The following is a 26065-nucleotide window of genomic DNA, read 5'->3' on the forward strand; positions in this document are numbered from 1 at the left end:
TGAGGGAGGAACGGGAACGGCGTCATGGAGGAAAACAAATGGAGATCCCGGCGGCTGGACCGGCTTGGCTCCGCCATTTTCGCGGAGGTTGCCGGCTGGAAAGAGGAGGCTCGCCGGGCAGGCACAGACGTAATTGCCCTGGATATCGGAAGCCCGGATCAGCCGCCGGCGGAAGAGGTACGGAACGTGTTGGCCGAGGCGGTGCGGCGTCCTGATGTGTACGCGTACCCGGGGACGGAGGGTTCAGAGAACTTCAGGACCACCGTGGCCCGCTGGTTCGAGCATCGTTTCGGCGTAGAGCTGGACCCGGCCCGGGGAGTGCTCTCACTCATGGGGACGCAGGACGGACTCGGCCATTTGCCGCTGGCTGTCAGCGATCCGGGGGATGCGGCGCTGCTGCCGGATCCGGGTTATCCGATATACGGAGCCGGGCTGGCAGTGGCCGGTGTTGAGGCTGTTCCTTTGCCGCTCATGAAGGAAAACGGGTATTTGCCGGATTTAGACGCGATTCCGGAAGCGGTATGGGCACGAATCAAATTCATGATTTTGAATTATCCGAGCAATCCGCTGTCTGCCGTCGCCGATCTCGCGTTTTTCGAGCGGGCTGTAGCCGAGGCACGCCGGCGGGGCGTGCTGCTCGTGCACGATAACGCCTACAGCGAGATGGCGTTCGACGGATACCGGCCGCCGAGCGTGCTGGAGGTGCCGGGCGCGTTCGAAGTGGCCGTCGAGTTCCATTCCCTGTCGAAATCGTTTCATATGGCGGGTACCCGGCTCGGCTTTGCGGTCGGCAACCAGCGGGCGCTTGAATCGCTGCGGGCTCTGAAAAACAACATCGATTTCGGTGTGTTCCAAGCCGTTCAGGAGGCGGGAGCGGCCGCACTGGATATGGACATGCGCGAGCCGCGTCCGGTAGCGGCGCTGTATGAGAGGCGGCGCAACGTCCTGGTGGACGGGTTGCGCCGCGCGGGTTGGGATGTGCCGTCGCCGCGGGCGACGATGTTTGTGTGGGCGCCGGTGCCGGCAGGCTGGTCTTCGCGCAGCTTCGCCCGCGAAATGCTGGCCCGGTCGGGCGTCGCGAGCATTCCCGGCGATGCCTTCGGCGCGCGCGGGGAAGGGTATGTGCGGCTCGCGCTCGTCGAGCCGGAGGAGCGGCTTCGCGAAGCGGCCGAGCGCATCGGCGGCTTCCTTCGCAGCGCCGAGCCGGTGAAGTGAAGGAAGGTTGTGATTCGCACGACCGTCATCCTGGCGGCTGTTAGTCACTCAGACTGACTATCAATCGCGCACTCTCGCCACCAGGGTGGAAGCAGGCTACTTAAAAATTGCTTAACGTGGATCCCTTTGCCGATAAATCTAGTAAACTCGTAATTTTCTCATCATAGAAAGGAGATGCTCGCGAATGGTCAATCAATCGAACGGCGAGACGCCTTCGGTATTGATGGTGGACGGGATGGCGCTGCTTTTTCGGGCGTTCTTCGCCACTTCATGGGGCGGCGCGGTCAAGAAAAACCGGGAGGGCGTGCCGGTCAATGCGGTTCATGGCTTTCTCCGAATATTGGGAGATGCGGTGCGCCGCATCAAACCGACCCATCTCGTATGCTGCTGGGATTTGGCGGGCGGCTCGTTTCGGGCAGAGCATTTTCCCGAGTACAAAGGCAACCGGCCGGAAGCGCCGGACGATCTGATCCCGCAGTTCGAGCTGATCAAAACGGTCACCGAAAGCTTCGGCATTTTGAATGTGAGCGCGGAAGGATATGAAGCGGACGATTGCATCGGAACGCTGGCCCGCCGCTTCGCCCAACAATCGGAAGTGTTCATCCTGACGGGCGATCATGACTTGCTTCAGCTCGTGGACGAGCGGATTTCCGTCATGATTATGAAGAAAGGCGCGGGCAACTATGCCGTATACACGCCGGCATTTCTGCTGGAGGAGAGGAATTTGACGGCGGCGCAAATCATCGACCTGAAAGGACTCATGGGCGATACGAGCGACAATTATCCGGGCGTGCGGGGGATCGGCGAGAAGACGGCTCTAAAGCTGATCCAGGAGTTCGCGTCGATCGATGGTATTCTGTCCAACATGGAAAATCTCCCGGCAGCCGTTCGCAAAAAAATCGAAGCCGATCTGGACATGCTTCATTTATCGAGGAGTCTCGCCACTATCAACTGCGAAGCTCCGCTTAACGTGGAATTGTCTCATTGCACCTGGATCGTGGACCGCGATCGCGTGACCGCGATTTGCGAGAAAGTGGAGTTTAAAGACGCGCTGCGTTGGATCGGATAAAAGAAAGCCGATGAGCGCGCGGCGCTCATCAGCCTTCATCATCGAGTATATCGTCGCCTCTTCCGGCGTCATGAGTGTTGTGATCTCCGGGATAGCCCCGATCCATGCCGGCATGCAGCTCGCGATTTTCGTAAGTATACGTGTTCGGCGGATGCTGTTCCTCGCGCCACGGCGTGCTTTTGCCCAGTTTTTCCGCATTTATAGGCGACCCGTAAGGACCGTCGGGGAACTCCTCTGCGGTCAGGTCGTTTCTCTGGGACTCGACGGTCGACAAATCGTCGGTTGGCGGGTCGCGGTCATACTCGTTCATGCTTGGACAACCTCCCTCCAAAAGGAATGGGAATAGGTTATCCTGATTTGCTCTACCTTAGTCGGTGAAATGCACGGCGCCCAGCACCAAGACGAGAAATTGCGCCAGTTCGGCGGCTTCCTCTTCGCCGATGCGGAATACCGACTCCAGCACGCCTTCCTCCTCCAGATCGTCGGGTCCGAGAACGCCGCTTCTTCCGGACTGCATGTCGATCACGAGCTTTTTGCCGTAAAACCGGTTGGTCGTTAAGATGGCGAGGTCAAACCGGTAAAGTTTGGGCGTTACAAAGGTCACGAAGCGGGTCGAGGTTTGCTCGGTGCTGTCGGACAAATAATCGAAATCTTTCATATTCATGGAACGGATCCTCCTAAACGCGCTAATGTATTCCATTATACGTGAAAGAGCCTGCTTGCCCAAGGAAACCTTTCGGTTTGCCGCTATGCACCGCCGTTCCCCTTGTCAAAATACGGAATATTTGTTAATCTGGAATCGTTCAAGGCTGTTGGATTGAGGAAGCACCTCTCCGCCGTACGCGCGGAAGGTGCTTTTTTGCATTTCCCAGCGGCGGGGGCGGCCGGACTCATTTTGGAAGCCCGCAAAGAGCGGGCGGAGGAGGAAGCGGCATGCAAATCGTGTTTTTGAACCGGCTGGATCGGGTGGATGCACGCGGGGAGGCCCGCGGACAGGTGTTCATCGGAGAGCATCAGGGAACGTGGACGGCGGGGTGGCGGAACCACGAAGCCGAGGCGGCAGGCGAAGACGAAATTTGGTATGAGGGCATTAGCTGGGAAGAGCTGCTCGCCGCGTTCCGGCATGGAGCCGCGGGCAAGATGCGGGAAGGGTTCCGGCCGCTGATCGACGGCATGCTGGATGAGCCGGCTTGGGAGCGCAAGCCGCAGCACGCCGTCATCCTGCAGTGTTATGCCGATTTGCAGGAAGCGGATCCGGAACTGCTGAACCGCCTTCGCTTATGGCGCCGGGCCAAGGCTTCGGAGGAAGGCCGGTCCGCGTATTTGGTGGCGACCAACCGTGAGCTTCAGATGCTGGCGGTGTACCGCCCGGCAACCGCGGCGGAGCTTGGGCACATTCCGGGCTTTGCGAAAATGAAAACCGAGAAATACGGCAAGGATTTGTCCGAGATCTTCCACGAGGTGCCGAGAGATCACGCCTTTCCGCTGGATTGGGTCGCGCAAGCGGTTGATCCTGAACGGTTTACGGAGTGGACGTTCCGTCAGAAGCAGGAGAAATACGGCAAAACGCTGGCTTCGGTGCGCGACAAGAGAGCGCTGCTGAGCGCGATTCGGGATGGCCAATCTCTGGCTGAAATGGAGAGCTTGCTGCAATGCACTCGCCGGCAGCTGGTGGAGCGGATCGAGCGGTTGGATGACGAAGGTTACGACGTCTTGCCGATCATCGACCGGGAGTTGACGACGGTTTCGAACGAGGAGTGGACGCAGGCTTCCGAGGCAATGGCGCAGCTGGGCGACCGCTATTTGAAGCCGCTTCTGCACAAGCTTTACGGCGAAACAGCCGCAGGAGACAAGGAAGTAGAACGCCACTACGAGAAGCTGCGGATGATGCGCATTCGATTCCGCAGAGAGCGTCAAACCGCGATTTAAGCCAAAAAGGGCTGCCTTCAACGGTTATCGACCGTTTAAGACAGCCCTGATTTTTCCCCCAAAAGTGACGTGACGCTTTGCAGCTTATTCCGATTACTTTTGGGGGAGCCCCCGTAAATTTCATAGCCAATCCTTCTTGCGGAAGTAGTAGAACATGCCGAAACCGAGCAGAACCATGATCAGCAAAAGAACCTCTGCGCCGTATCGGAAATCCAATCCCGGGATATAGGAGAAATTCATTCCGTACACGCCGGTAATGAAGGTGAGCGGCATGAAAATCGTGGTCAACGCGGTGAACACGCGCATGATTTCGTTCGCCCGGTTGGCGACGCTGGATTGGTAAGCCTCCCGCAAGTTGCCCATGAGATCTCGGTATGTTTCGAACGTCTCAGAAATTTTTACGGCGTTTTCGTGAATGTCGCCAAAATATTTTTGCAGCTGGTCGTCGATGAGCCGGAGATCCTTCTTATTCAATGTGGCAATGACGTCGCGCTGCGGGCCGAGCACTTTCTTCAGCCACAAAATCTCGCTTCGCAGGCTGACAATTTGGGACAAGTGCGATTTGTTCGTGTGCATGATAATGTCTTCTTCGAGGCCTTCGATCCTCGCCTCGATCCGGTCGCCGACGTCGAAATAGTTGTCGACCACGATGTCGACCAGATGGTATAGGAACCGGTCCGCCCGGTTCACTTCCTGCTCCAGCAAAATCGGTTTGATGCTGCGCAGTTCGTTGATTTTTTGACGCGTAACCGTAATGAGATAATGGCGTCCCAGAAAGAGATTCAATGCGCGAAGGAAAATCTCCTCGTCGTCGAAACGAATGCTGTTGATCACAAGAAAATATTGGTTTTCATAGATTTCGAGCTTCGGACGCTGTTCCTCTTCGGTCAGGCAGTCTTCGACCGCCAGATCGTGCAGGTTGAACAGCGGCTGCAGCACTTCCAGGTCGTCGACGTCCGCGTCAATCCAATAAAAGCCTTCGGGCGGCGGTGTCAACGCTTGGCTGACGTCCTCCACCGGCTCAAATACGCCGTTGTGAACCAAACGGATTTTCATGGCTGTCCCTCCTTCATAAGCCGTTACCGCAACAGGTACCGGTTTCTTACTTACAGAAAGGCACCAATCGGCTCGTGCAAAGGATCAGCCAGCCCGGCGAAGCCGGACGATGGCGTCTTTGCCCCGATCGGAAACTCTTTCCTCTATGGCGATCATGCGGCGACAACTAGGCCTCGGATGATCTCCTTCCATGTCCGGCTCCCCCCTCGAACTCCGTATTTCGGTGTCGAAACACCCGGTTAACGTGATAAGTATAAGCCCGGCCTGTTCTTTTTATCAAGCCCGAAATGCGCTTCATTTATGTACGATCACAAGGACTTGCACCCCGCAGCCCGCCTCTTGACGGACATTTTGATTTCGGGTACATTAAGTTCAAACGATAACTGAATGAGTTTTGCCATCTTATCAAGAGCAGGCGGAGGGACTAGCCCGATGAAGCCCGGCAACCGGCGTGGAACGTTACACGTACGGTGCTAATTCTTGCAGGGACGCGCGAGCGTCTCGGACAGATGAGAGGGGCGCGCTGAATATTTATTTTCAACGACCCTGCCTCGTCAGGGTCGTTTTTCATTTGGAATAACGCGAAGGAGATGACGGAATGCCGATCAAGGTACCCGACAATCTGCCCGCCAAAGAAGTGTTGGCGGAAGAAAACATTTTCGTGATGGATGAAAGCGTCGCTTATCATCAGGATATTCGCCCGCTCCGCATTGCGATCCTGAATCTGATGCCGACCAAAGAAACGACGGAAACGCAGCTGCTCCGGCTGATCGGCAATACGCCGCTTCAGGTGGAAGCGGTGCTGCTGCATCCGAAAACCCATACTTCCAAAAATACGTCTTCCGAGCACTTGGAGGCGTTCTATAAGACATTCGACGAAGTCGAGGAAGAGCGCTTTGACGGCATGATCATCACCGGAGCGCCCGTCGAGCAGCTTCCGTTCGAGGAAGTCACTTATTGGGACGAATTGAAGACGATTATGGACTGGACCGTCGACAACGTGACGTCCACGCTGCACATTTGCTGGGGCGCGCAGGCGGGGTTATACCATCATTTCGGCATTCCGAAATATCCGCTGGAGGAGAAGATATTCGGCGTTTTCCCCCATGTGGTCACCAAGCCGAATACGAAGCTTATGAGGGGCTTCGACGAGGAATTCTACGTGCCCCAGTCCCGTCACACCGAGGTGCGTCGGGAGGACATCGACAAGGCGGAAGGCCTGGAAGTGTTGTCGGAATCGGAGGAGGCCGGCGTTTATATCGCTTCTTCGCGGCAAGGAAAGCAAATTTTCGTCACCGGACACGCCGAATACGACCCGCTGACGCTGAAATGGGAATACGACAGGGACAAAGCGAAAGGGTTACGGATCGACGTTCCGAAAAACTACTACCCTAACAATGACCCGACCCGTTTTCCGAGATCGACCTGGCGTGCGCATGCGAACCTGTTGTTTTCGAACTGGCTGAACTATTACGTGTACCAAGAGACACCATACGATCTGGGCAAAGCACAGAAGCATGCGCTGCTATAGGAGGACTCCGCTGATATGAACATCGAGAGCCGATTGGCCCAAATCGGATCGCTGCACGATCCTGAGACGGGGGGCATCAGCTTCCCCGTGCATCACGCCACCGCATTCCGCCATCCGAAGCTCGGCCAGAGCACCGGCTTCGACTACTCCCGAACCAAAAGCCCGACCCGGTCGGTGCTCGAACAAGCGGCGGCAGACCTGGAAAGCGGCGATGCCGGCTTCGCCTGCAGCTCCGGCATGGCGGCGCTTCAGACGATCTTTGCCCTGTTCAGCCAGGGAGATCATTTGCTCGTCTCCTTGGATCTGTATGGCGGCACGTACCGAATGCTGGAGCAGATCATGTCTCGATTCGGCGTGACCGCGTCTTATATCGACACGAACGATTTGGACGCCTTGGAATCCCAATGGAAGCCGAATACGAAAGCGGTGCTGATCGAAACGCCGACCAATCCGCTCATGATGATTACCGACATTGCGAAAGTTTCGGCCTGGGCCAAACGCAAAGGCTGCCTCGTGATCGTGGACAACACGCTGCTCACGCCCTATTTTCAACGGCCGATCGAGCTGGGAGCCGATATTGTCGTTCACAGCGCGACCAAGTATTTAGGTGGCCACAACGACGTGCTCGCGGGACTCATCGTCACCAAAGGCGAAGAGCTGTCGAAGCAAGTCGCTTTCCTGCACAACTCCATCGGAGCCGTACTCGGCCCCCAGGACTCCTGGCTGCTCATGCGCGGCATGAAAACGCTGGCGCTGCGGATGGAACGCCATCAGGAGAACTCCGTACGTATGGCGAAGTGGCTGAAGGAACATCCGGCGGTCGCCGAAGTGTTCCACCCGGCCCTTCCCGACCATCCGGGACATGACATCCAGAACCGTCAATCGTCGGGGAATACCGGCATTTTCGCCTTCAAAATGAAGGACGCCCGCACGATTGAGCCGATCCTGCGGCATATCCGGCTCATTGCGTTCGCGGAGAGCCTGGGCGGCGTCGAGTCGCTCATGACGTACCCGGCGGTGCAGACGCATGCCGACATCCCGCCGGAAATCCGCGAAGCCGTGGGTGTGGACGACCGGCTGCTGCGCTTCTCGGTGGGGATTGAGCACATCGACGACTTGATTGCGGATCTTAGTCAAGCAATAGATAACGCGCTGAATGAGATCGGAGGGTAACCGCAAATGAAATACGATTTCGATCATGCTCCGGACCGTAAAGGGACGGCGTCCTACAAATGGGACCAGTCGGAAAAGCTGTTCGGCCACGAGGACGTTCTCCCGTTGTGGGTAGCGGATATGGATTTCGCCCCGCCCAAGGAAGTGGTGGACGAAATCGTCCGGCGTGCGCAGCTCGGCGTTTACGGTTATACATTCCGTACGCCTGAGTATGCGGAGGCGGTGAGCGGCTGGCTGAAACGGCGTCATGGTTGGGAGATCCAGCACGACTGGATCAGCCAATCCAGCCCCGGCGTGGTGACGGCGTTGAGTATGAGTATTTACACCTTCACGGAGCCGGGAGACAAAGTGATTTTGCAGGCGCCGGTGTATTATCCGTTCTACGATGTCATTAAAATGCATGGCCGTGAGGTCGTCGAAAATACGCTGGTGCTGCGCGAAGGACGTTACGAGGTCGATTTCGACCTGTTGGAACAACAAGCGGCAGACGGCGCCAAGCTGCTGCTTCTCTGCTCCCCCCACAATCCCGGCGGACGTGTCTGGACCCGGGAGGAGTTAACGCGCATCGGCGACATTTGCGTTCGTCACGGCGTGCTTGTGGTCGCCGACGAGATCCATCATGACCTTGTACTCCGGGGGCACAAGCATACCCCGTTCGCTTCGATCAAGGAGGAATTCGCACAGATTTCTCTCACCTGTATCGCGACCAGCAAAACGTTCAACCTTGCGGGCTTGCAGTCGGCGTGCGTCATTATCCCGAACGCGGAGCTTCGCCGTCGTTACAACCAAGCGCTCAAAACGTTTTCCGTGCATATGGAATCCTACTTCGGCCTAACCGCCATCGTCAGTGCTTATACTTACGGAGACGAATGGCTGGAGCAGCTGCTGGATTATTTGGAAGGCAATCTCGACTACATGACCCAGTTTCTCGCGGAAAAGTTGCCGGAAATCAAAGTCATCCGGCCGGAGGCCACCTATTTGGTCTGGATGGATTGCAGCGCCATTTCCAAAGATCCGGCAGATCTGAAAAAGCTGATGTACGACGAAGCGCGCGTCGCGTTCAACGAAGGCTCGGTGTACGGCAAACCGGGAGCCGGTTACCTGCGCGTCAACATCGCCTGCCCTCGTTCGATTTTGATCGAAGCCTTGGAACGCTTCACCCGTGCGGTTCGCAGCCGCAGGTAAGAGCTGGATTGCCGCGGAGTCATCCGGATGGATGACTGCCGCGGCCTATTTATGTTACGATGAGCAAGAAGGACACGAAACCGAACGGTTGCTACAAACAAAGGAGGGTCCTCATGAATAGAGTGGACCGCATTTTACAAGGTGCGCTTGACGGCCAAAGACTGGGCATGGAAGACATCATCACCTTGTTCGAATCGGACGAAATCGAGAAAATGGGCGACACCGCGAACCGGATCATGATGCGTAAGCATCCCGAGCCGATTACGACGTTCGTAGTTGGGCGCAACATTAACTATACGAATATTTGCGACGTATATTGCCGTTTTTGCGCATTTTATCGTGCGCCGGGGTCGAAGGAAGGCTACGTGCTGCCCGATGAAGTCATTTTCAAAAAAATTCAGGAAACGATCGACGTCGGCGGCACCGAGATTTTGATGCAGGGCGGGACGAACCCGGATTTGCCGTTCGACTATTACTTGAATCTGCTGCGGGAAATCAAGCAGCGTTTCCCCGAGATTACGATGCACTCTTTCTCTCCGGCCGAGATCCGGAAAATGCAGGTGGTCGCCGGCAATATTCCGCTTGAGCATGTCGTCCGGCAGCTGCACGAAGCGGGCCTGGACTCGCTTCCGGGCGGAGGAGCCGAAATTCTCGACGACCGTACGCGCAGCAAAATCAGCAAGCTGAAAGGTTCGTGGCGGGACTGGATGGACGTCATGACGACGGCGCACAAAATCGGTATGAACACAACGGCTACCATGGTCATCGGGTTCGGCGAATCGATGGAGGAGCGGGCGCTTCATCTGCTGCGGGTACGCGACGCGCAGGACGAATGCTTGAATAACGGATATCCTTCCCCCGGTTTCCTTGCGTTTATTCCTTGGACTTTCCAACCGGACAACACGAACATGAAACGCGAGAAAGCGACGCCGGAAGAATACTTGAAGACGCTCGCGATCAGCCGAATTGCCCTCGACAACATCGACAATTTCCAATCATCCTGGGTGACGATGGGTCCTGAGATTGGCAAGCTGACCTTGTCTTACGGATGCAATGATTTCGGAAGCACGATGATCGAGGAAAATGTCGTTTCCGCCGCCGGCACGACGCACAAAGTAACCATCAATTCAACGCTGCAAATCATCCGCGAAGCGGGCAAAATCCCGGCTCAGCGCGACACGAAATACCGGACCCTGAAAGTGTTCGGGGCTTCCGACTCCGTGGAAAAAGATTTTGTTATGCAAAATTAAAAGACGAAAGCCTCCGTTCCCAACTCTCGGGAGCGGAGGCTTTTTATTTTGTCACGCGGATACACTGGTTCTGTTTTTGCCGGAGTGCTTCGCATCGTACAAGGCGGCATCTGCCCCTTGGAAAAATTTCTCCTTGCCCATCCCGTTCACGTAGCGGTTAATGCCCGCGCTGACCGTAACCGAGCGCCCGCTCAGCGATTCATGCGGGGTGGAAGCGATGGAGCGGCGGATCTGCTCCATCGTGTCGTAGGCGGCAAGAAAATCGAGGTCCGTGAACAAAATCACGAATTCCTCCCCGCCGTAGCGTGCCACGAAATCGTGAGATCCGACCTTGGACCGCGCGACTTCCGCCACTTTGCGCAGCACCTGGTCCCCCGCACGGTGGCCGTATGTATCGTTAATCGATTTGAAATTGTCGATGTCGAACACGGCGAGATGCAAAAGAAGCCGGCCTTTCTCCGCTTCCTCAACCAGCTTGTCCACCAGCTCGTGATAAGCCATGTGATTGTAGGTCTCCGTTAAATAGTCGGTTTTGGCCAGCTTGAACATTTCCATGTTCCGCAGCTGCAAAGCCTGATTGGATTCGTATGAGGAAATCAAGTTTTGCAAGAGCTCGCGGCCTCGGGCCAGCACGAAGAAAGCGATCCCGCTGTACACGCCCAAAATGACGGTCATCGTCACGATTTCGATCGTGCTTATGCGGCTATGGATATTTGGGTTAATGAAATAAAGGGTGTACAAATCGAATGCCGCTGTCGAAATGGCGTACACGAGGATGGAGTAACGAAAATACAATATGCTGACCATGACCGGAAAGAAAAGAAAGAAAAGGAGATAGTCCAGGGTGGAATGGACGGCGGTCACGATGAGCGTGAACAGTGCCGATGCGGTAATGAGCAAGTAGTCGTGGTGTTTGGGGAGCATACGGATACCGGCATCGGCCAGCAGGACGACGAGCAGCAGCAGTGCCGTCGGCCGCAGAAGGTAGGGACCGACGAATTCGTCCGGAGGTACTGCCGTGACGAACAGCATGTATAAGCATTCGATAACGATGGAAACAACCCATACGACCCAAAAGGTGTGAAGCAAACGGCGATTCCATCGCTTTTGGTGATTTTCCATGGGTGAGGACATAAGAACATCCCTTCGGTGGCTCACTTTATAAAATATACCATACGACCTCGCCCATCGTATATCCCCTTTTGGGTCACCATATAGTTAGTAACAAGCTGTCTAGACGGGGGGTGAGCGCTTGAAACGGATGGAGTTTTTGGTGGAGCGCAGACACGATCCGGGTTCGCTGGAGCGGCTCGCGGCGATGCTGAATCGGGCGGTGATGGGACCGGAACAAGCGGTCGATGCGATGCAGTGGGAATTGTCGGGAGACGACGGGTTTATCCGCTGTCATTTTCCGCTTGGACCGGGGCCAGCTGCGAAAAAACGTTCTTGCGAACAGGTGGGCAGGGTGCTCGCCGACTTCACGCTGACCGAACATGAGCCTCAGCTGCTGCGGCGGTTTTTCACGACGAAATTCGGAATCGAAGACGCGGTGGAATCGGATGCCCTCATCGCGGAAACGGTCGCTTTGTTGGACGGTGTGCAGCAGATCGGCGATCATTGGCCCGGCAAAGGACGGGAGAGAAGGCTGCGCAAACTGACCGCCCGCTTTGCTGCCTATCTAGAAGAACATGACCGCCTTCATTTAGACGGATTCATCCGTTTCCGGTTGGGCGAGTATCGCGCGGAAGTGCTGGAAGCGGCGGAAACGGCGATGGAGGAACGGTTGGCGGAGCGTCAATACGAGGATTTCATGGCCTTGCTCAAATCGATGGTCGAATGGCAGGAAACCCGGATTCCCGCGGTTCATGTGCTCCATGGCGGCGGACATGCCTTTCGCCTGCTGGATGAGGACATGCGTCCGCTGGAACAAGACCGTCCGGGCGGGCAGGATGCGGCGGAAGAAGAGGAAAGCGTGCTGGTGAGCCGCCTTTTGGCCGCCTCTCCGGGACAACTGTACATTCACACGCCGGAACCCGAATCCCAGGTCATCCGGACGTTGATTTGCATTTTCGGAGACCGGGCGGAATTGTACCCGCACAATCTTTTGTAAAACCGGCGGTACACGGCCTTGACGCAGCCGAACGGGGGTTGTTATAATGCAGAGTATCTTTATCGCGCAACATCGGAATCATGAACAGCGAAGATGAAGACATGATCCCTTCTTCCCGGACGGACCAGAGAGAGGAAACACCGGCTGAAATTTCCTCACGAAACCGGCGATCGGATTACCCCTTCGGAGCTGAGCGGTTGAACCGGACGGCCACAGGCCGGACGCAGCGTAAGCCGCAACGGATCATTCCCGTTACCGAATGCACCGAGGGTCTACGCGGACCGTCCATTCACGGACGGAAATCCGGCAGACCGAATCAGGGTGGAACCACGGGCCAATACGAGGCATCGTCCCTTATGAGACGGTGTCTTTTTGTTTTCCGGATGTTTACGCGCGAAATACCAAGGAGGAATGCGGTATGGTGCAAGTAAAGCTGCCTGATGGGGCAATCCGGGAGTATGATGCCGGCGTAACCGTGGAAGACGTCGCGGGCTCGATCAGCCCTGGCTTGAAGAAAAATGCGGTGGCCGGCAAGATCAACGGCAAAGCTGTGGATCTGAACACGCCGATTGAAGACAATGTGTCGCTCGAAATTTTGACACTCGATCAAGCCGACGGCCTCGAGGTTATGCGTCACAGCACGGCGCACCTGATGGCCCAGGCGATCAAACGGCTGTATGGCGGCGACAAAGTCAAACTGGGGATTGGTCCGGTCATCGAAGACGGCTTCTACTATGACATCGACCTGGAGCAATCCATTACGCCGGAGGATTTGGGCAAGATCGAGCAGGAGATGGAGAAGATCGTCAAGGAAGATCTTGCCATCGTTCGCAAGGTTGTCAGCCGCGAAGAAGCGCTCGCCATTTATGAAAAAATCGGGGATCCGCTTAAGCTGGAACTGATCCGGGATCTACCCGCGGAGTCGGTCATCACCATTTATGAGCAAGGGGAGTTTTTCGACCTTTGCCGCGGACCGCACGTGCCGTCTACCGGCAAAATCAAGGCGTTCAAGCTGCTGAGCGTTGCAGGCGCGTACTGGCGCGGAGACAGCAAAAACAAAATGCTCCAACGGATTTATGGTACGGCGTTTGCGAAAAAAGCCCAGTTGGATGAGCACTTGCATTTTCTCGAGGAAGCCAAAAAACGCGATCACCGCAAATTGGGCCGCGAGCTGAAAATGTTCACGTTCTCGCGCGAAGTCGGCCAAGGCTTGCCGCTGTGGCTGCCCTACGGTGCCAAGCTCCGCCGCACACTCGAGCGTTATATCGTGGATTTGGAAGAGCGCCTCGGCTACCAGCACGTTTATACGCCGGTGCTGGCGAATGTCGACCTGTATAAGACTTCCGGTCACTGGGAGCATTACAAAGACGATATGTTCCCGCCGATGGAACTGGATAACGAAGAATTGGTGCTGCGCCCGATGAACTGTCCTCACCACATGATGGTGTACAAGAGCGATATGCGCAGTTACCGCGATCTGCCGCTGCGCGTCGCTGAGCTGGGCACGATGCACCGTTACGAAATGTCCGGTGCGCTGACGGGCCTGCACCGTGTGCGTGCGATGACGCTGAACGACGCGCATATTTTCTGCCGGATGGACCAGATCAAGGAAGAGTTTACGCGCGTCGTGAATCTGATCCGGCAAGTATATGAAGACTTCGGGATCAAGGAATATCGCTTCCGGCTGTCTTACCGGGATCCGCAGGACAAAGAGAAATACTGGCCGGACGACAATATGTGGGAAACGACCCAGCGCATGCTGCGTGAAGTTGTGGAGGAACTTGGGCTTCCGTTCTTTGAAGCCGAAGGCGAAGCCGCGTTTTACGGACCGAAGCTTGACGTTCAGATCAAAACCGCGCTGGGCAAGGAAGAAACGCTGTCCACCGCGCAGCTGGACGTTCTGCTGCCGGAACGCTTCGAGCTCGAATACGTGGGAGACGACGGCAAGAAGCACCGCCCGGTCGTCATTCACCGCGGTATTATCAGCACGATGGAGCGCATGACGGCATTCCTCCTCGAGAACTTCGCCGGCGCGCTGCCGCTGTGGCTGTCGCCGGTTCAGGCGAAAGTCATTCCGGTCAGCACCGCCTATGAAGGTTACGTGCGTGAAGTCGAAGAGAAGCTGCAGGCCGCTGGTATCCGGGTGGAATCCGATCTGCGGAATGAGAAGATGGGTTACAAAATCCGTGAAGCGCAGCTGGAGAAAATTCCTTATATGCTCATCGTGGGGGAACAGGAAGCGGAGAACGGAACGGTATCCGTCCGCCGGCGCGGAGAAGGCGACCTCGGCGCACAGCCGCTGGCCGACTTCATTGCCCGAGCAACAGGTGAGATCGTCTCGAAACGTGTCGACTAAATAAGGACAAAGGGACTGCCTTTGCGCAGTCTCTTTTTTATGTCGAGAAAACCGATATATTGGGAAATATTCTCTTTTCCTCGCACTTGTGCTAGAATGAACTTACCTATCTTTGCCATGGTTGAGGAGTGAACCGTGTCATGAAATTCCTCGGCAACGCGGATCCTCAAGCCTTCAGCTCGGAAGAAGAACTTTTGTCGGAGCTTTACCGACAAATGCTGAAGGTCGCGCGATACAAGTTGTACAACAAGAACGACGCCGTAGATGTCGTGCAGGAAGCATGGGTTCGTATTTTGGAACATGGCTCGACGCTTCGCGATTCGGACAAGCTGATTCCGTGGGCCAAGGCGATCGCCTCCAATCTGGCCTCTAACGCGAATCGCAGCAAAAAGGTAGAAACGATTGATGACGATTACGTTCGGGATTTATCCGGCCTGGGGTCGAACTCCGAACCCGAGCTGTTAGCCGAATTGTCGGACTTGCTTGGACGCTTGGATCCGCAGGCGCGTACGCTGCTGCTGTACAAGTTTTACTACGGCTTCCGGGACGATGAAATTGCAGCCGCCTTGTCCGTGCCCGTCGGTACGGTGAAAGCCCGGATTCATAGGAGCAAAGCCAGAGCGAAGCAACAGGTCCGGGAAGAGTTTCCGCATACATAAACGCCCTCCCGCCCGCTCAAGCTATATAGCGGGAGGTGAGGTTATCATGGCGAAAAACCGTAAGGTCAAAGCGGGAACGAACAATAACAACAGTGCTTTCCAAACGGAATTTGCCTCCGGAGCCGGCACGAACAACAACCAAGGCGCCTGTGGAACCGGGGCTGCGCAGCACAACGCCAATCGCACCAACAATCGTTAATTGGAACTGGTAACGTACCCGCCTTCTGAAGAGGGACCCGACGGTCCCTCTTTTATTATTTTTCAAACCGTCGGCATAAGGATAAATGATGATAGATGTGCAAAATATCCCTGACGACGGGAGTGCGGCCAAGATGAACAAATGGCTGATGAGCATGCTGATCCTTTTTGATATCGGTTTGATTGTGATGTTGATCGGCATTATCTCCATCATGATCACAGCCTGGACTTGAACACTTTCATGCTTTGGACAGGGCAGACATCCTCAGCGGACGTCTGCTCTGTTTTATTTTTGTCGTTGCGCGTAAAAGGGAATTGCAGTCCGGCCGAAGAAAAAATAGGAGGATATCGTTTAGACAAGGGGGAATCGCAATGTCTGCGAACAATCGGGTCAGCAAGGAAACGATATTGCACGATCTGCGGCAGCTGGGCGTACAGTCGGGCATGGAATTACTCGTACACAGTTCTCTTTCCCGCATCGGCTATGTCGAAGGCGGAGCGGATACGGTGATCGACGCCTTGCTCAAAGCCGTTGATCCCGCCGAGGGAACGCTGCTTGTTCCTACGCTCACCGGAACGAGCGCCGACAGTGCGGAACAGCCGCCCTTTTTTGATGTGAAAGCTTCACAATGTTGGACAGGCGTCATTCCGGAAACGATGCGTTTGCGTGAGGATGCCGTTCGCTCGTTGTCCCCGACGCATTCAGTGGCAGCCATCGGCCGTAACGCCTTCGATTTGACCCGGGGGCACGAAGACTGCTGGACGACCTGCGGATTCGGCAGCCCGTATTACCGTTTATGCCGCCGGCGGGGTGCCATTTTGCTGCTCGGCGTCACGCTCGAATCCAATACCACGTTCCACACGGTGGAAGAGGTGGTCGGCGTTCCTTATCATTTGCAGCCCAAGCCGGTCACTTGCACGATGACGGACGAGCAGGGCCGGTCGATCGTCCGGAGCACCATGCTGCACGACTGGGGGACGCCTCGCAATTTCTCCGTTCTTGAAGCGCCGCTGCTGGCCGAAGGGATCATGAAAGCCGGCCGAATCGGCCATGCGGACTGTTTTCTCATCGACGCTGAATCCTTCTTGGCCTATAGTACGGATCAGCTGCAGTCCAATCCTCGCCTCCTGACGGCTCAGTCCTGAGACCGAGGAACTTTTCCAACCCGCGCCGCTGTCGGACGCCCCAAGGTTGGCTTTATACTAGAGTCATGATTCGATAATTTGCGGCAAATCGGAGGAAAAGACTTATGCATCAGTCTATTTTGCACCGGCTGTTTTGGGGGATTGTGCTGGTCGCGATGGGCGTCGTTTTTTTGCTTAATCAGACCGGCGTTACCACTTTTAATATCGGGGATTTGTTTTCGAATTTCTGGCCGGTGTTCATTATTCTGTTCGGTCTGCAAGGACTGCTCATCCAAAGAGCGGGAGGCTTTTGGTGGAACCCGCTCGTGATCATGATCGGCGTCATTTTTCTGGGCCGTAATTTGGGCTGGTTCACCTGGGATCTCGGAGACATGTTCAGGTTGATCGGTCCCGTGGCCCTCATCCTGTTCGGCCTCAACATGATGGCGTGCGGGAACAGATCCAAGCGGCACAGACACCGCGGCGATTGGACGGCCAACGGATGGAATCCGGTGACTCCTCCTTCGGTGCCGCCGGTGCCGCCCGAACCGCCGTTGGAACGTCAAGGGCCGCCTCCCGCTCCGCCCTTGTCGGACGATCCGAATGCTCCTTTCTCGAACACCGAGCCTAAGGGCGGCTATCAAGACACCTCCCAGGGGCATGCGCATTGGTCGGAAGAGCGGCGCCGAGAAAAGGAAGAACGGTGGCAGGAGCGCCTCCGGGAAAAGGAAGAGCGCTGGCGGCAAAAGCAGCAAGCCCGCGAAGAACGCAGACGGCATCATGGACATGGGCAATGGTGGGATCATTCCTTTGACCCCAACCGTCAGGCTCACAGCCGTTTTATCGGAGATGTGTATATCGGGCAGGATTACTGGGAGCTGCGGCCGATGTCGATCTCCCATTTCATCGGGGACACGACGCTGGACCTGACGAAGGCGCAAATCCCGCTTGGCGAAACACGCATTTACGTATCCGGCTTTATCGGGGACGTTAAAGTATTCGTGCCTAATGATCTCGGCGTGGGCATTCAAGTGGTATCCAGTTCGCTGATCGGCGACGTGAAAGTGCTGGATCACAAGCGCGGCGGATTTTTTAACCAGATGACGGTGGAAACGCCGAGTTATTCCGATACGGACAAACGCATCGTGCTGATCGCCAGCTCGTTCATCGGCGATGTCCGGGTGACGAAAGTAGGGTAGAGAAGCGAATGATGCGATTCGTCCGCAACAGCAAATGGGAAAATGCCATATACGCCGGCGTGTCCGCCTTGGTCATGATGCTTGTTCTGTATTTCGGCTGGGTCGCCTTGTCCGAGGCTCCGCCGCTTCCGGAATCGTGGATCGGTTGGACCGTCGTGTTCGTGATCGTACAAATGGCGGTTGCGTACATTTTCGGTCATCGGACACAGCGCCGGCTGGATCAGCTGCAGCTCGCGCTGAAACAAGCCAAAGCCGGCAATTGGAAAGCCCGGCTGCCGGGTCTCGGACCGGATGCTTTCACGGGGGTATACAACGAATTTAACGAGATGCTGTCCCAACTGGAGAATCGATTGAAATTGCTGCAGCAGATAGGAGAACGCGACGTCATGGAGGAAGCGTCCTCCAAAGAGGCGGCGGTGCTGGAGGAACGGCGCAGACTGGCCCGCGACCTGCACGATACCGTCAGTCAGCAGCTGTTCGCGCTTCATATGTCGGCCTCTTCTTTGCCCAAGCTGCTGGAGAAAGACGAAATACATGCGCATAAGGTGATGGAGCAATTGATCGCCATGTCTTCTTCGGCGCAGCGTCAAATGCGGGGCTTGATCGCGCAGCTTCGCCCGCTGGAGCTTCAAGGCCGCACACTCGCGGAAGCGTTGGAGCGCTGGTTCCCGGACTACTGCCGGCATAACGGGCTGCAGGGAACGCTGGATATTCAGCTGCTCGGCCGGCTATCCGAAGCGAAGGAGCATCAGCTGTTCCTCGTCATTCAAGAGGCGATGGCCAATGTGGTCAAACATTCGGAAGCCAGCGCCGTCCGGCTGCTGCTGGGAGAAACCGACCGGCAAGTGACGCTGCAGATCGAGGATAATGGAACGGGATTCCAGGCGGATCAAGTGCGGGAAGGCGCATACGGCTTGTCCACGATGAGAGAACGCGCGCTGAAGCTCGGCGGAGACGTGGAAATCGTGACGAAGCAAGGAGCGGGAACCCGGGTACGGGTCTGGTTTCCCAAATTTGAAGAGCAGAATTCGGGATCCGAAAAATAGAGGAGCGAATGACGGTGTCGAGTGGGGAATCGAACGTTTGGAACGTATTGATTGTCGATGATCACGAAATGGTACGGATGGGCTTGAAAACGTATTTGATGCTGGATTCCCGATTTGATGTGATCGGCGAAGCCTCCGGCGGGCAAGATGCGGTCCGGAAGCTTACGGAGGGCGGTTATAACGGCAAAATGCCCCATCTTGTGCTGATGGACCTCATGATGCCGGACATGAACGGGGTCGAAACGACGAAAATGCTGCTGGAGCGTTTTCCCGAGCTTCGGATTATTATCCTGACCAGCTTTCTGGAGGACGATAAAATCGTCGAAGCGATCGAAGCGGGAGCGGTCAGCTATGTGCTGAAGACCGTCTCGGCCGATGAACTCCTTTATGCGATGCAGGGAGCTTTGAAGAACATGCCGGTTATGAGCAGCGACGTCTCCCAAGCGCTCACCCGCGGCCTGCGCAAACGTTCCGTGCAGCACGAGGACGAAGGCTTGACGGAGCGGGAACGGGAAGTGCTGCTGCTGATCGCGGAAGGCAAGTCGAACAAGGAAATCGGGGATGAGCTTCATATCAGCGTCAAAACAGTGAAAACCCACGTGAGCAATCTGCTCATGAAATGCGAAATGGAGGACCGCACGCAGCTGGCCATTTACGCTCACCGCAAGGGATGGGCCAAGCAGGCATAACCGGAAGCCAAACCGGTTAGGCTATAGGGTAAAAAGGGAGAACTGCCCATGTACCCGATCTCTTCTTCTCTTACGTCGCAGGAACAAGAATTCGATAAAGTTCGCAGCGCCATTGCGAGTCTCGGCTTTACGCTGTCGGGCAATTGGGATTACGACAGCGGGTCCTTCGACAGCGCATTGGACGAAGCGCAGAAAGTATGGCTCCGGCTGCCTTTTGACGTGACGACTGGCCACGTGGACAGCGAAGCCGACGAGACGGATGCGAAAATTCGATTCGGCCGGCCGTTCGTATTGAAGCACGTGTACAATGAAGGGTTGGACCGGGAAGCGCAGCCCCGAACGTTCGGCGCCATGCTCGATCAGTTCACCGACCCGGTCAATGCTGACGCCGACATCGAGCCGGAGTGGATCGACAAAGCCAAGCAACGATTACATGAAATCGAACAGATATATCCTAAATAAATATTTTAATTTTTTCGGGGGCTCCCCCAAAAGTAATCGGAATAAGCTTCGAAGCTTTACGTCACTTTTGGGGGATGAGAGTTAATCGTCGGATCATAAACTCTGACGATTTTTTGTTTGCCGGCGTTTTTCCGGGGCTGAAAAAGGATAATGATGCGGGAAGGGTTTTATCGCCTTTTTTTTACTTCGCATTTATTTCCGTTTAAGATAGTTTTAAGGAACGAAGTCCAAGATAGAGACAGAAAGATAAACGGTGTAGACCAAATATACACCAAGGAGGAACCAAACATGGACGATCAAAACAAGAGACCGGACGATTGGCACGGTTTCACATACGGCGGCCAGAACCGTCCGGAAGAGCGGGAAGACGAACACTCGCAGCGGACCGAAAGAGACGATCCTTACGCGGGAGTGCGCAGAGAATCCGAGCCCTACACGTTCGGACCCTTCGGAGGAAACATGCCCTATCGCACGGAGACGAATCCGGAATCTATGAAAGACACGCAAGCGGAGGTCGTACCGACAGCTCGGGAATACCGGCCGTTCACCGTGTCCGGCAGCGGCCGCGGAGGTTCTTGGCAAACGCCGCCTCGACGCAGTTTTCGCTCGCTGTTTGCGGCGTTTATGGTTGGCGTTGTCGCTGTCGGCGGCTTGATGTTCGCGGCCGATCGCAATAACTGGTTTTCCGTTCCGGCATTGGGCGGTACATCTGCACCGCAAGCGGTAGAAACGTCGTCTAAGCCGGTCAGCAATTCGGCGGATGTCGTTCGGCCGAACAATATCGCCAAAATTTTCGAACAAGCATCTCCGGCAGTCGTGAAGATCGAGACTTACACGAACTCCAGCAGCAACCAGGGCGGCACGATGGACGATTTATTCCGGCAATTTTTCGGCGACGGAACTTACGGCGAAGAAGGCGGCAACGGAGGCGGCGGCGATACTCTGCAGCCAAGCGGTATGGGCTCCGGCTTCATCTTCGACTCGACCGGTTATATTTTGACGAACCAGCACGTTGTCGGCAATGCTTCCGAAATCGAGGTCACCGTCGTCGGTCACAGCAAGCCGTTCAAAGCGAAGCTGCTCGGCTCCAGCTACGATCTCGATTTGGCGGTGCTGAAAATTGAAGGCACCAATTTCCCGACACTGAAGCTCGGAGATTCGAATTCCGTGAATATGGGGGATTGGGTCGTGGCGATCGGCAACCCGTACGGCTTCGACCATACGGTCACCGTCGGCATTCTGAGCTCCAACGAACGTGAAATCAGCATCCCGGATCAGCAGGGAACGCGTAATTATCAGCATCTTTTGCAGACCGACGCTTCCATCAACCCGGGTAACTCCGGCGGTCCGCTGCTGAATCTGCAAGGCCAAGTGATCGGCATCAACACCGCCGTAAGCGCGCAGGCGCAGGGCATCGGCTTCGCCATTCCGACGAGCACGATCTCGGAAGTGCTGAACAATTTGAAGAACAACACGCAAATTCCGAAAAAACCGGTTCCGTTCATTGGTGCAAGCCTGTATTCCATGACCCCGGATCTGGCGAAAAAATTGGGTGTTGATGTGACCAGCGGTTCGATCGTGCGAGACGTCATTTACGGATCTCCCGCTTATAAAGCGGACTTGAGAGCCTACGACATCATCACCGCCATGGACGGCACGGACTACAAAAACAACGAAGAGCTGGTCACCGCCATTCAAAAGAAAAATGTAGGCGACAAGGTGACGCTGGACGTCGTCCGCAACGGAGAGAAAATCAAAGTCGGCGTAGAAATCGGCGACAAGAACAAATTCCAGACCGGCGAACAGCCGTAAGGAACGGACACACATTTGCAGGGAAGCGGGGTTGCCCGGTAACGGGCTTCTCCCGCTCTTTTTGTAAATCCGTTAAAATGAAAGAAAGCGTACAACGGGAGGGCGGCTCTTCAGTGAGACCCCATATCATGGTCATCGACGACGATGAGAAAATCATTTCCTTATTGCGGAGAAGCCTGGCGTTCGAAGGATATGAAGTGACGACGGCGCACGATGGTGCCGAAGGGTTGAAACAGCTCATGGCGCGGCAGGCCGATCTGGTCATTCTGGACGTCATGATGCCGCATGTGGACGGCTGGGAAGTTTGCCGCAGGCTGCGGGAAGCCGGCATCGTATCGCCGGTCTTGATGCTGACGGCCCGCGATGATGTGCAGGACCGGGTGAGAGGGCTGGACATGGGCGCCGACGATTATTTGGTGAAGCCCTTTGCGCTGGAAGAACTGATGGCCCGGGTTCGCGCGCTTCTGAGGCGCAGGCCGGAGAAGCCGGAGGAAAGCGGCAGGCTGCGGTTCGAGGATCTCGTCATGGACGTGGATTCGCGGGAAACGAGCCGGGGAGAGCGGCGAATCGAGCTTACGGCCAAAGAATTCGATCTGCTTCGTCTCTTTATGGAGAACCCGAAAAGGGTGCTGTCGAGGGACCAGATCATGGAGCGCATCTGGGGATTCGATTTCAGCGGGGAATCCAACGTACTGGAGGTTTACGTCGCGATGCTTCGGCAAAAGCTGGAGGAGCACGGCGAGAGAAGAATCATTCAAACGGTTCGGGGAGCCGGTTACGTGCTGAAAGGGGACAGCTGAAATGTCCATCCGGCTTCGGCTCACGTTATGGTACTCGGGCTTGCTCGCAGCCGCGCTCGTCGCGTTCGGAGTCGCGATTTACGGCGTTGTTTATAAGATTACGATGTCATCTTTACGCAATGATTTGAACCAGGTGGCCTACCGGGTGGATGTGAACGCCTTGATGTCGTCGAACGGAATTAATTTAAACGCGAATCTTCCTCAAGGTTTCGACGCGAGCATTTACGGTATCCAATTGGTGAACTTCGCTCAAGATCGGAACGGCAGATCTATCGAAAAAACACCTAATCTCTATCGGCTGGACATTACTTTCCCCGTGCCTAAGTACAATCAGGTAGAGCCGCAGGATCGATATTTCTCGTACAAAGCGGGAGGAGCCTCTTTTTTGGTGATCGAAAGGCCTCTCATTGCGAATCATACGCTGCTAGGCCTGTTGCAGGTGGCCATGTATACCGGTAGGGAGCAGCAACTGCTATTGCAGCTGCAAACGATTTTATGGATGACCGGTCTGCTCGGCTTGCTAACAGCGTTTCTGCTCGGCATGTTCCTGTCCCGGAAGGCGCTTCGTCCGATCGGACGAGTGACGGCAGCGGCCGAGCAAATCCAAAGCGGCATGGAGCTCGGGCTCCGTATTCCTCGGGAAAAACCGAACGACGAGATCGGCCGCTTGACGGACACGCTGAACGGTATGCTCGCCCGAATCGAAAAGGCTTATAAAGAACTGGAAGAGTCCAATGCCGCACAACGCCGGTTCGTGTCCGACGCTTCGCATGAGCTGCGCACTCCGCTCACTACCATACGGGGCAATGTAGATCTGCTGCAAAAAATTTGGCTGCCCGATGGGGAAGCGGAGGGCCGTCGCGAATCCGCCGTGTCGCCGGATGACTGTCATCAGATGTCGGTGGAGGCTGTTCGCGATATTTCCGACGAGGCGCGCAGGATGAGCGCCTTGGTGAACGACTTGTTGTCTCTGGCCCGTGCGGATACCGGATACCGTATGGACATGGAGCCGCTGCCGCTGCGGCAAGTGGCGGAAGAAGCCGCCCGACGTGCGCAATTCCTGCCCCGCAAGGCGGAATGGATCATCGGGCCGCTCGAAGCGCTAGACAAGGTTTGGGTGCTCGGCAGCCGCGATTATTTGCTTCAGCTTCTGTTCATCCTCATCGAGAACGGCTTCAAGTATACGCCGGCCGGCGAGGTGCGACTGTATGCTTCCCGTCTGGGGGATATGGTCGGACTCACGGTGGAAGATACGGGCATCGGCATGAATCCCGAAGACGTGCCGCATATTTTCGAACGTTTTTACAGAGCGGACCGCTCGCGGGGGCAGACCTCCGGAACGGGGCTGGGGCTGTCGATCGCCAAATGGATATCGGATATGCATAAAGGCCGGCTGGAAGTAGAATCGATGCCGGGCCGGGGAAGCAAGTTTACGTTTTGGCTACCCGTACGTTCGCAGCCTGTTGCCGCACCTGAGGTTTCATAAATGAAACCTTGGTGCGGTTTTTACGTATTGTAACAAGGTACTGCTCTAACGCGCCTATGCTTGTCGACTTTTCGCTTCAGAGGGAATAGGCTATAATAAAATTAATTTGTAACCAACAGAAAGCAGGCGTTTGCCATGGAAGTTTTGAAAATCTCCCCCCGGGGTTACTGCTACGGCGTGGTGGATGCGATGGTGCTGGCGCTTCAGACGGCCCGCAACCTGGATCTTCCGCGCCCGATCTATATTTTGGGCATGATCGTTCATAACAGCCACGTAACTGATGCTTTCGAGAAGGAAGGCATCATTACGCTGGACGGGCATGACCGGCTGGAAATTCTGGATCAGATCGATAAGGGCACGGTCATTTTTACCGCTCACGGCGTATCTCCCGAAGTTCGAAAGCGCGCGCGCGATAAAGGCCTGACGCTGGTCGACGCGACATGTCCGGACGTGACCAAGACCCACGATCTGATTCGGGAGAAGGTCGCCGACGGGTACGAGGTCATCTATATCGGGAAAAAAGGACATCCCGAGCCGGAAGGCGCCATCGGCATTGCGCCGGGGCACGTGCATCTGATCGAACGCGAGGAAGATATCCCGAAGCTGTCTCTTTCGGCGGACAGGATCATTATCACGAACCAAACGACGATGTCCCAATGGGACATTAAGCATTTGATGGCGAAGTTGCTCGAGGCTTTCCCGAGAGCCGAGATTCATAACGAAATTTGCCTGGCGACGCAAGTGCGGCAGGAAGCGGTGGCGGAGCAAGCTAAGGAGGCCGATCTGTGCATCGTGGTCGGCGATCCGCGCAGCAACAATTCGAACCGGCTGGCGCAAGTGTCGGAGGAAATCGCTGACGTGCCCGCTTACCGGGTATCCGATGTATCCGAAATCAAACAGGAATGGCTGCAGGGCGTCCGCAAGGTCGCCGTTACTTCCGGCGCTTCCACGCCGACGCCGATTACCAAAGAGGTCATTCATTACCTGGAGCAGTACGATCCGCAAAATCCGGAAACTTGGCCGGTCCGCCGCACCGTCAATTTTAACAAGCTGCTGCCTACCGTTCGAGAGAAAACGACATAGAACCGGCAGCGATGCGTCACCATGCCGCGAAAGGAGTCCGAATGAAGCAACGTCTGGCCGGAATACGGCGCTGGATTCGATATAAATATACGCTGCTGATGCGCACCAAAGGCGGAGCATCCCGGGTGGCAATGGGGTTCGCGATCGGTATCGCCGTGGAGATGTTCACGCTGCCGACGTTCGGATTCGCTTTTCTGCTCATTTTCCCCTTGGTTTATGTGCTTAAAGGGAACTTGCCGGCAGCGTTGATCGGATTTGTGTTCGGCAAAATCATTTATATCCCCATGGCGTTTCTCAACGCGATGGTAGGCGGCTGGATCTTGCCGCACCACTTCACGCTGCACATCCCCTTCCTGTACGATTGGGTCAATCGCGTGTTGTCCGCTTCGCTTAAGCTGATCGTCGGCGGCATGATAAACGGCACGATTCTCGGAGCTTTGCTCTATTTTCCGATCAAAATTTCTTTGGAGAAATACCAAGAGAAACGCCGCGAGAAACGGAGACTCAGACGCGGCCGTTTGGAAGAGGGCAGAGCCGAATGAGGCGAAGGTCTTGTGCGAAAGCGGATTTAAACCGGTGTAATCGGTGAGAATTCGGCTTGACACAAGACCTTCCTTTCGTTATATTTGCTT

The 26065-nt window shown here is 55.7% G+C and carries 25 protein-coding genes and 1 riboswitch; of the genes, 21 read left to right on the top strand and 4 right to left on the bottom strand.

Annotated elements, in window-relative coordinates:
* Nucleotides 1–24: 24 nt before the first annotated feature.
* Both E5161_RS15050 and E5161_RS15055 read left to right on the top strand, forming a co-directional pair.
* Entirely contained in the window at nt 25–1215 is a 1191-nt protein-coding gene (locus E5161_RS15050; protein ID WP_136778653.1) for an aminotransferase class I/II-fold pyridoxal phosphate-dependent enzyme, read from the top strand.
* Between the two features lie 184 nt (nt 1216–1399).
* Nucleotides 1400–2284 carry a 5'-3' exonuclease gene (locus E5161_RS15055; protein WP_136778654.1) on the top strand — a complete coding sequence of 295 codons (885 nt, stop codon included), beginning with the start codon at nt 1400–1402 and terminating at the stop codon, nt 2282–2284.
* Between the two features lie 28 nt (nt 2285–2312).
* Here E5161_RS15055 and E5161_RS15060 read toward each other — a convergent pair whose 3' ends face one another.
* Both E5161_RS15060 and E5161_RS15065 read right to left on the bottom strand, forming a co-directional pair.
* Nucleotides 2313–2594 carry a hypothetical protein gene (locus E5161_RS15060; RefSeq protein ID WP_136778655.1) on the bottom strand — a complete coding sequence of 94 codons (282 nt, stop codon included), beginning with the start codon at nt 2592–2594 and terminating at the stop codon, nt 2313–2315.
* Between the two features lie 57 nt (nt 2595–2651).
* Nucleotides 2652–2942 (bottom strand): DUF3055 domain-containing protein, encoded by a 291-nt coding sequence (locus tag E5161_RS15065; RefSeq protein ID WP_136778798.1) that lies wholly within the window; start codon nt 2940–2942, stop codon nt 2652–2654.
* 275 nt (nt 2943–3217) lie between these two features.
* Between E5161_RS15065 and E5161_RS15070 the strand changes: the two genes are divergently transcribed.
* Nucleotides 3218–4213, top strand: coding sequence for an HRDC domain-containing protein (locus tag E5161_RS15070; protein ID WP_136778656.1), 996 nt, complete (start codon nt 3218–3220; stop codon nt 4211–4213).
* Between the two features lie 120 nt (nt 4214–4333).
* On the opposite strand, the gene corA is transcribed toward E5161_RS15070, so the two are convergent.
* Complete coding sequence (gene corA, locus E5161_RS15075) at nt 4334–5269, bottom strand: magnesium/cobalt transporter CorA (RefSeq protein WP_136778657.1); 936 nt, start codon at nt 5267–5269, stop codon at nt 4334–4336.
* 399 nt (nt 5270–5668) lie between these two features.
* Nucleotides 5669–5785, top strand: a riboswitch (SAM riboswitch).
* Nucleotides 5786–5867: 82 nt separating this feature from the next.
* Between corA and metA the strand changes: the two genes are divergently transcribed.
* The 4 genes from metA (at nt 5868) to mqnC (ending at nt 10408) form a co-directional block, all read left to right on the top strand.
* A complete protein-coding gene (gene metA / locus E5161_RS15080) occupies nt 5868–6800 on the top strand; it encodes a homoserine O-acetyltransferase MetA (RefSeq protein WP_136778658.1) in 933 nt (310 codons plus the stop codon).
* Nucleotides 6801–6815: 15 nt separating this feature from the next.
* Complete coding sequence (locus E5161_RS15085; RefSeq protein WP_136778659.1) at nt 6816–7973, top strand: aminotransferase class I/II-fold pyridoxal phosphate-dependent enzyme; 1158 nt, start codon at nt 6816–6818, stop codon at nt 7971–7973.
* Between the two features lie 6 nt (nt 7974–7979).
* Nucleotides 7980–9158, top strand: a complete 1179-nt coding sequence (locus E5161_RS15090; RefSeq protein ID WP_136778660.1) for a MalY/PatB family protein — start codon at nt 7980–7982, stop codon at nt 9156–9158.
* A 113-nt stretch (nt 9159–9271) separates the two neighbouring features.
* The gene (gene mqnC / locus E5161_RS15095; protein WP_136778661.1) at nt 9272–10408 is read left to right on the top strand and encodes a cyclic dehypoxanthinyl futalosine synthase; all 1137 of its coding nucleotides are present in this window, start codon (nt 9272–9274) and stop codon (nt 10406–10408) included.
* 51 nt (nt 10409–10459) lie between these two features.
* Here the strand turns inward: mqnC and E5161_RS15100 are convergent, their stop codons facing one another.
* Complete coding sequence (locus E5161_RS15100; RefSeq protein ID WP_136778662.1) at nt 10460–11542, bottom strand: GGDEF domain-containing protein; 1083 nt, start codon at nt 11540–11542, stop codon at nt 10460–10462.
* Between the two features lie 127 nt (nt 11543–11669).
* On the opposite strand from E5161_RS15100, the gene E5161_RS15105 reads away from it, so the two are divergent.
* The 14 genes from E5161_RS15105 to E5161_RS15165 all read left to right on the top strand — a co-directional run bounded on the left by E5161_RS15105 (nt 11670) and on the right by E5161_RS15165 (nt 25975).
* A complete protein-coding gene (locus E5161_RS15105) occupies nt 11670–12518 on the top strand; it encodes a putative sporulation protein YtxC (protein ID WP_246042318.1) in 849 nt (282 codons plus the stop codon).
* Nucleotides 12519–12936: 418 nt separating this feature from the next.
* Nucleotides 12937–14874, top strand: coding sequence for a threonine--tRNA ligase (gene thrS, locus E5161_RS15110; protein WP_136778664.1), 1938 nt, complete (start codon nt 12937–12939; stop codon nt 14872–14874).
* 140 nt (nt 14875–15014) lie between these two features.
* Nucleotides 15015–15533 carry an RNA polymerase sigma factor gene (locus E5161_RS15115; protein WP_136778665.1) on the top strand — a complete coding sequence of 173 codons (519 nt, stop codon included), beginning with the start codon at nt 15015–15017 and terminating at the stop codon, nt 15531–15533.
* 46 nt (nt 15534–15579) lie between these two features.
* The gene (locus E5161_RS20850) at nt 15580–15732 is read left to right on the top strand and encodes a hypothetical protein (RefSeq protein ID WP_169306708.1); all 153 of its coding nucleotides are present in this window, start codon (nt 15580–15582) and stop codon (nt 15730–15732) included.
* 371 nt (nt 15733–16103) lie between these two features.
* Entirely contained in the window at nt 16104–16877 is a 774-nt protein-coding gene (locus E5161_RS15120; RefSeq protein ID WP_136778666.1) for an AAC(3) family N-acetyltransferase, read from the top strand.
* Nucleotides 16878–16981: 104 nt separating this feature from the next.
* Nucleotides 16982–18055, top strand: a complete 1074-nt coding sequence (liaF, locus tag E5161_RS15125; protein ID WP_246042290.1) for a cell wall-active antibiotics response protein LiaF — start codon at nt 16982–16984, stop codon at nt 18053–18055.
* An 8-nt stretch (nt 18056–18063) separates the two neighbouring features.
* Entirely contained in the window at nt 18064–19101 is a 1038-nt protein-coding gene (locus tag E5161_RS15130) for a histidine kinase (RefSeq protein WP_342773871.1), read from the top strand.
* Nucleotides 19102–19109: 8 nt separating this feature from the next.
* Nucleotides 19110–19790: a response regulator gene (locus tag E5161_RS15135; protein WP_136778667.1), complete on the top strand. Its 681-nt coding sequence runs from the start codon at nt 19110–19112 to the stop codon at nt 19788–19790.
* 48 nt (nt 19791–19838) lie between these two features.
* Nucleotides 19839–20252, top strand: coding sequence for a YugN family protein (locus tag E5161_RS15140; RefSeq protein WP_136778668.1), 414 nt, complete (start codon nt 19839–19841; stop codon nt 20250–20252).
* Between the two features lie 288 nt (nt 20253–20540).
* The gene (locus E5161_RS15145) at nt 20541–22064 is read left to right on the top strand and encodes a S1C family serine protease (protein ID WP_136778669.1); all 1524 of its coding nucleotides are present in this window, start codon (nt 20541–20543) and stop codon (nt 22062–22064) included.
* Between the two features lie 113 nt (nt 22065–22177).
* Entirely contained in the window at nt 22178–22864 is a 687-nt protein-coding gene (locus E5161_RS15150; protein ID WP_281279884.1) for a response regulator transcription factor, read from the top strand.
* Nucleotide 22865: 1 nt separating this feature from the next.
* Nucleotides 22866–24350: a sensor histidine kinase gene (locus tag E5161_RS15155; RefSeq protein ID WP_136778671.1), complete on the top strand. Its 1485-nt coding sequence runs from the start codon at nt 22866–22868 to the stop codon at nt 24348–24350.
* A gap of 135 nt (nt 24351–24485) precedes the next feature.
* Nucleotides 24486–25433: a 4-hydroxy-3-methylbut-2-enyl diphosphate reductase gene (locus E5161_RS15160; RefSeq protein WP_136778672.1), complete on the top strand. Its 948-nt coding sequence runs from the start codon at nt 24486–24488 to the stop codon at nt 25431–25433.
* A 41-nt stretch (nt 25434–25474) separates the two neighbouring features.
* Entirely contained in the window at nt 25475–25975 is a 501-nt protein-coding gene (locus E5161_RS15165) for a DUF2062 domain-containing protein (protein ID WP_211246743.1), read from the top strand.
* The last annotated feature ends 90 nt before the right edge of the window (nt 25976–26065 follow it).

Origin of the sequence: Cohnella pontilimi (genome assembly GCF_005049045.1) — a bacterium.
In the GTDB taxonomy this organism is placed as follows: Bacteria; Bacillota; Bacilli; order Paenibacillales; family Paenibacillaceae; genus Cohnella; species Cohnella pontilimi.

What these genes read in the sequence shown, in the direction of transcription:
- E5161_RS15050 (WP_136778653.1), top strand. Translation starts at nt 25, where the DNA reads ATGGAGGAAAACAAATGGAGATCCCGGCGGCTGGACCGGCTTGGCTCC.
- E5161_RS15055 (WP_136778654.1), top strand. Translation starts at nt 1,400, where the DNA reads ATGGTCAATCAATCGAACGGCGAGACGCCTTCGGTATTGATGGTGGAC.
- E5161_RS15060 (WP_136778655.1), bottom strand. Translation starts at nt 2,594, where the DNA reads ATGAACGAGTATGACCGCGACCCGCCAACCGACGATTTGTCGACCGTC.
- E5161_RS15065 (WP_136778798.1), bottom strand. Translation starts at nt 2,942, where the DNA reads ATGAAAGATTTCGATTATTTGTCCGACAGCACCGAGCAAACCTCGACC.
- E5161_RS15070 (WP_136778656.1), top strand. Translation starts at nt 3,218, where the DNA reads ATGCAAATCGTGTTTTTGAACCGGCTGGATCGGGTGGATGCACGCGGG.
- corA (WP_136778657.1), bottom strand. Translation starts at nt 5,269, where the DNA reads ATGAAAATCCGTTTGGTTCACAACGGCGTATTTGAGCCGGTGGAGGAC.
- metA (WP_136778658.1), top strand. Translation starts at nt 5,868, where the DNA reads ATGCCGATCAAGGTACCCGACAATCTGCCCGCCAAAGAAGTGTTGGCG.
- E5161_RS15085 (WP_136778659.1), top strand. Translation starts at nt 6,816, where the DNA reads ATGAACATCGAGAGCCGATTGGCCCAAATCGGATCGCTGCACGATCCT.
- E5161_RS15090 (WP_136778660.1), top strand. Translation starts at nt 7,980, where the DNA reads ATGAAATACGATTTCGATCATGCTCCGGACCGTAAAGGGACGGCGTCC.
- mqnC (WP_136778661.1), top strand. Translation starts at nt 9,272, where the DNA reads ATGAATAGAGTGGACCGCATTTTACAAGGTGCGCTTGACGGCCAAAGA.
- E5161_RS15100 (WP_136778662.1), bottom strand. Translation starts at nt 11,542, where the DNA reads ATGTCCTCACCCATGGAAAATCACCAAAAGCGATGGAATCGCCGTTTG.
- E5161_RS15105 (WP_246042318.1), top strand. Translation starts at nt 11,670, where the DNA reads ATGGAGTTTTTGGTGGAGCGCAGACACGATCCGGGTTCGCTGGAGCGG.
- thrS (WP_136778664.1), top strand. Translation starts at nt 12,937, where the DNA reads ATGGTGCAAGTAAAGCTGCCTGATGGGGCAATCCGGGAGTATGATGCC.
- E5161_RS15115 (WP_136778665.1), top strand. Translation starts at nt 15,015, where the DNA reads ATGAAATTCCTCGGCAACGCGGATCCTCAAGCCTTCAGCTCGGAAGAA.
- E5161_RS20850 (WP_169306708.1), top strand. Translation starts at nt 15,580, where the DNA reads ATGGCGAAAAACCGTAAGGTCAAAGCGGGAACGAACAATAACAACAGT.
- E5161_RS15120 (WP_136778666.1), top strand. Translation starts at nt 16,104, where the DNA reads ATGTCTGCGAACAATCGGGTCAGCAAGGAAACGATATTGCACGATCTG.
- liaF (WP_246042290.1), top strand. Translation starts at nt 16,982, where the DNA reads ATGCATCAGTCTATTTTGCACCGGCTGTTTTGGGGGATTGTGCTGGTC.
- E5161_RS15130 (WP_342773871.1), top strand. Translation starts at nt 18,064, where the DNA reads ATGATGCGATTCGTCCGCAACAGCAAATGGGAAAATGCCATATACGCC.
- E5161_RS15135 (WP_136778667.1), top strand. Translation starts at nt 19,110, where the DNA reads ATGACGGTGTCGAGTGGGGAATCGAACGTTTGGAACGTATTGATTGTC.
- E5161_RS15140 (WP_136778668.1), top strand. Translation starts at nt 19,839, where the DNA reads ATGTACCCGATCTCTTCTTCTCTTACGTCGCAGGAACAAGAATTCGAT.
- E5161_RS15145 (WP_136778669.1), top strand. Translation starts at nt 20,541, where the DNA reads ATGGACGATCAAAACAAGAGACCGGACGATTGGCACGGTTTCACATAC.
- E5161_RS15155 (WP_136778671.1), top strand. Translation starts at nt 22,866, where the DNA reads ATGTCCATCCGGCTTCGGCTCACGTTATGGTACTCGGGCTTGCTCGCA.
- E5161_RS15160 (WP_136778672.1), top strand. Translation starts at nt 24,486, where the DNA reads ATGGAAGTTTTGAAAATCTCCCCCCGGGGTTACTGCTACGGCGTGGTG.
- E5161_RS15165 (WP_211246743.1), top strand. Translation starts at nt 25,475, where the DNA reads ATGAAGCAACGTCTGGCCGGAATACGGCGCTGGATTCGATATAAATAT.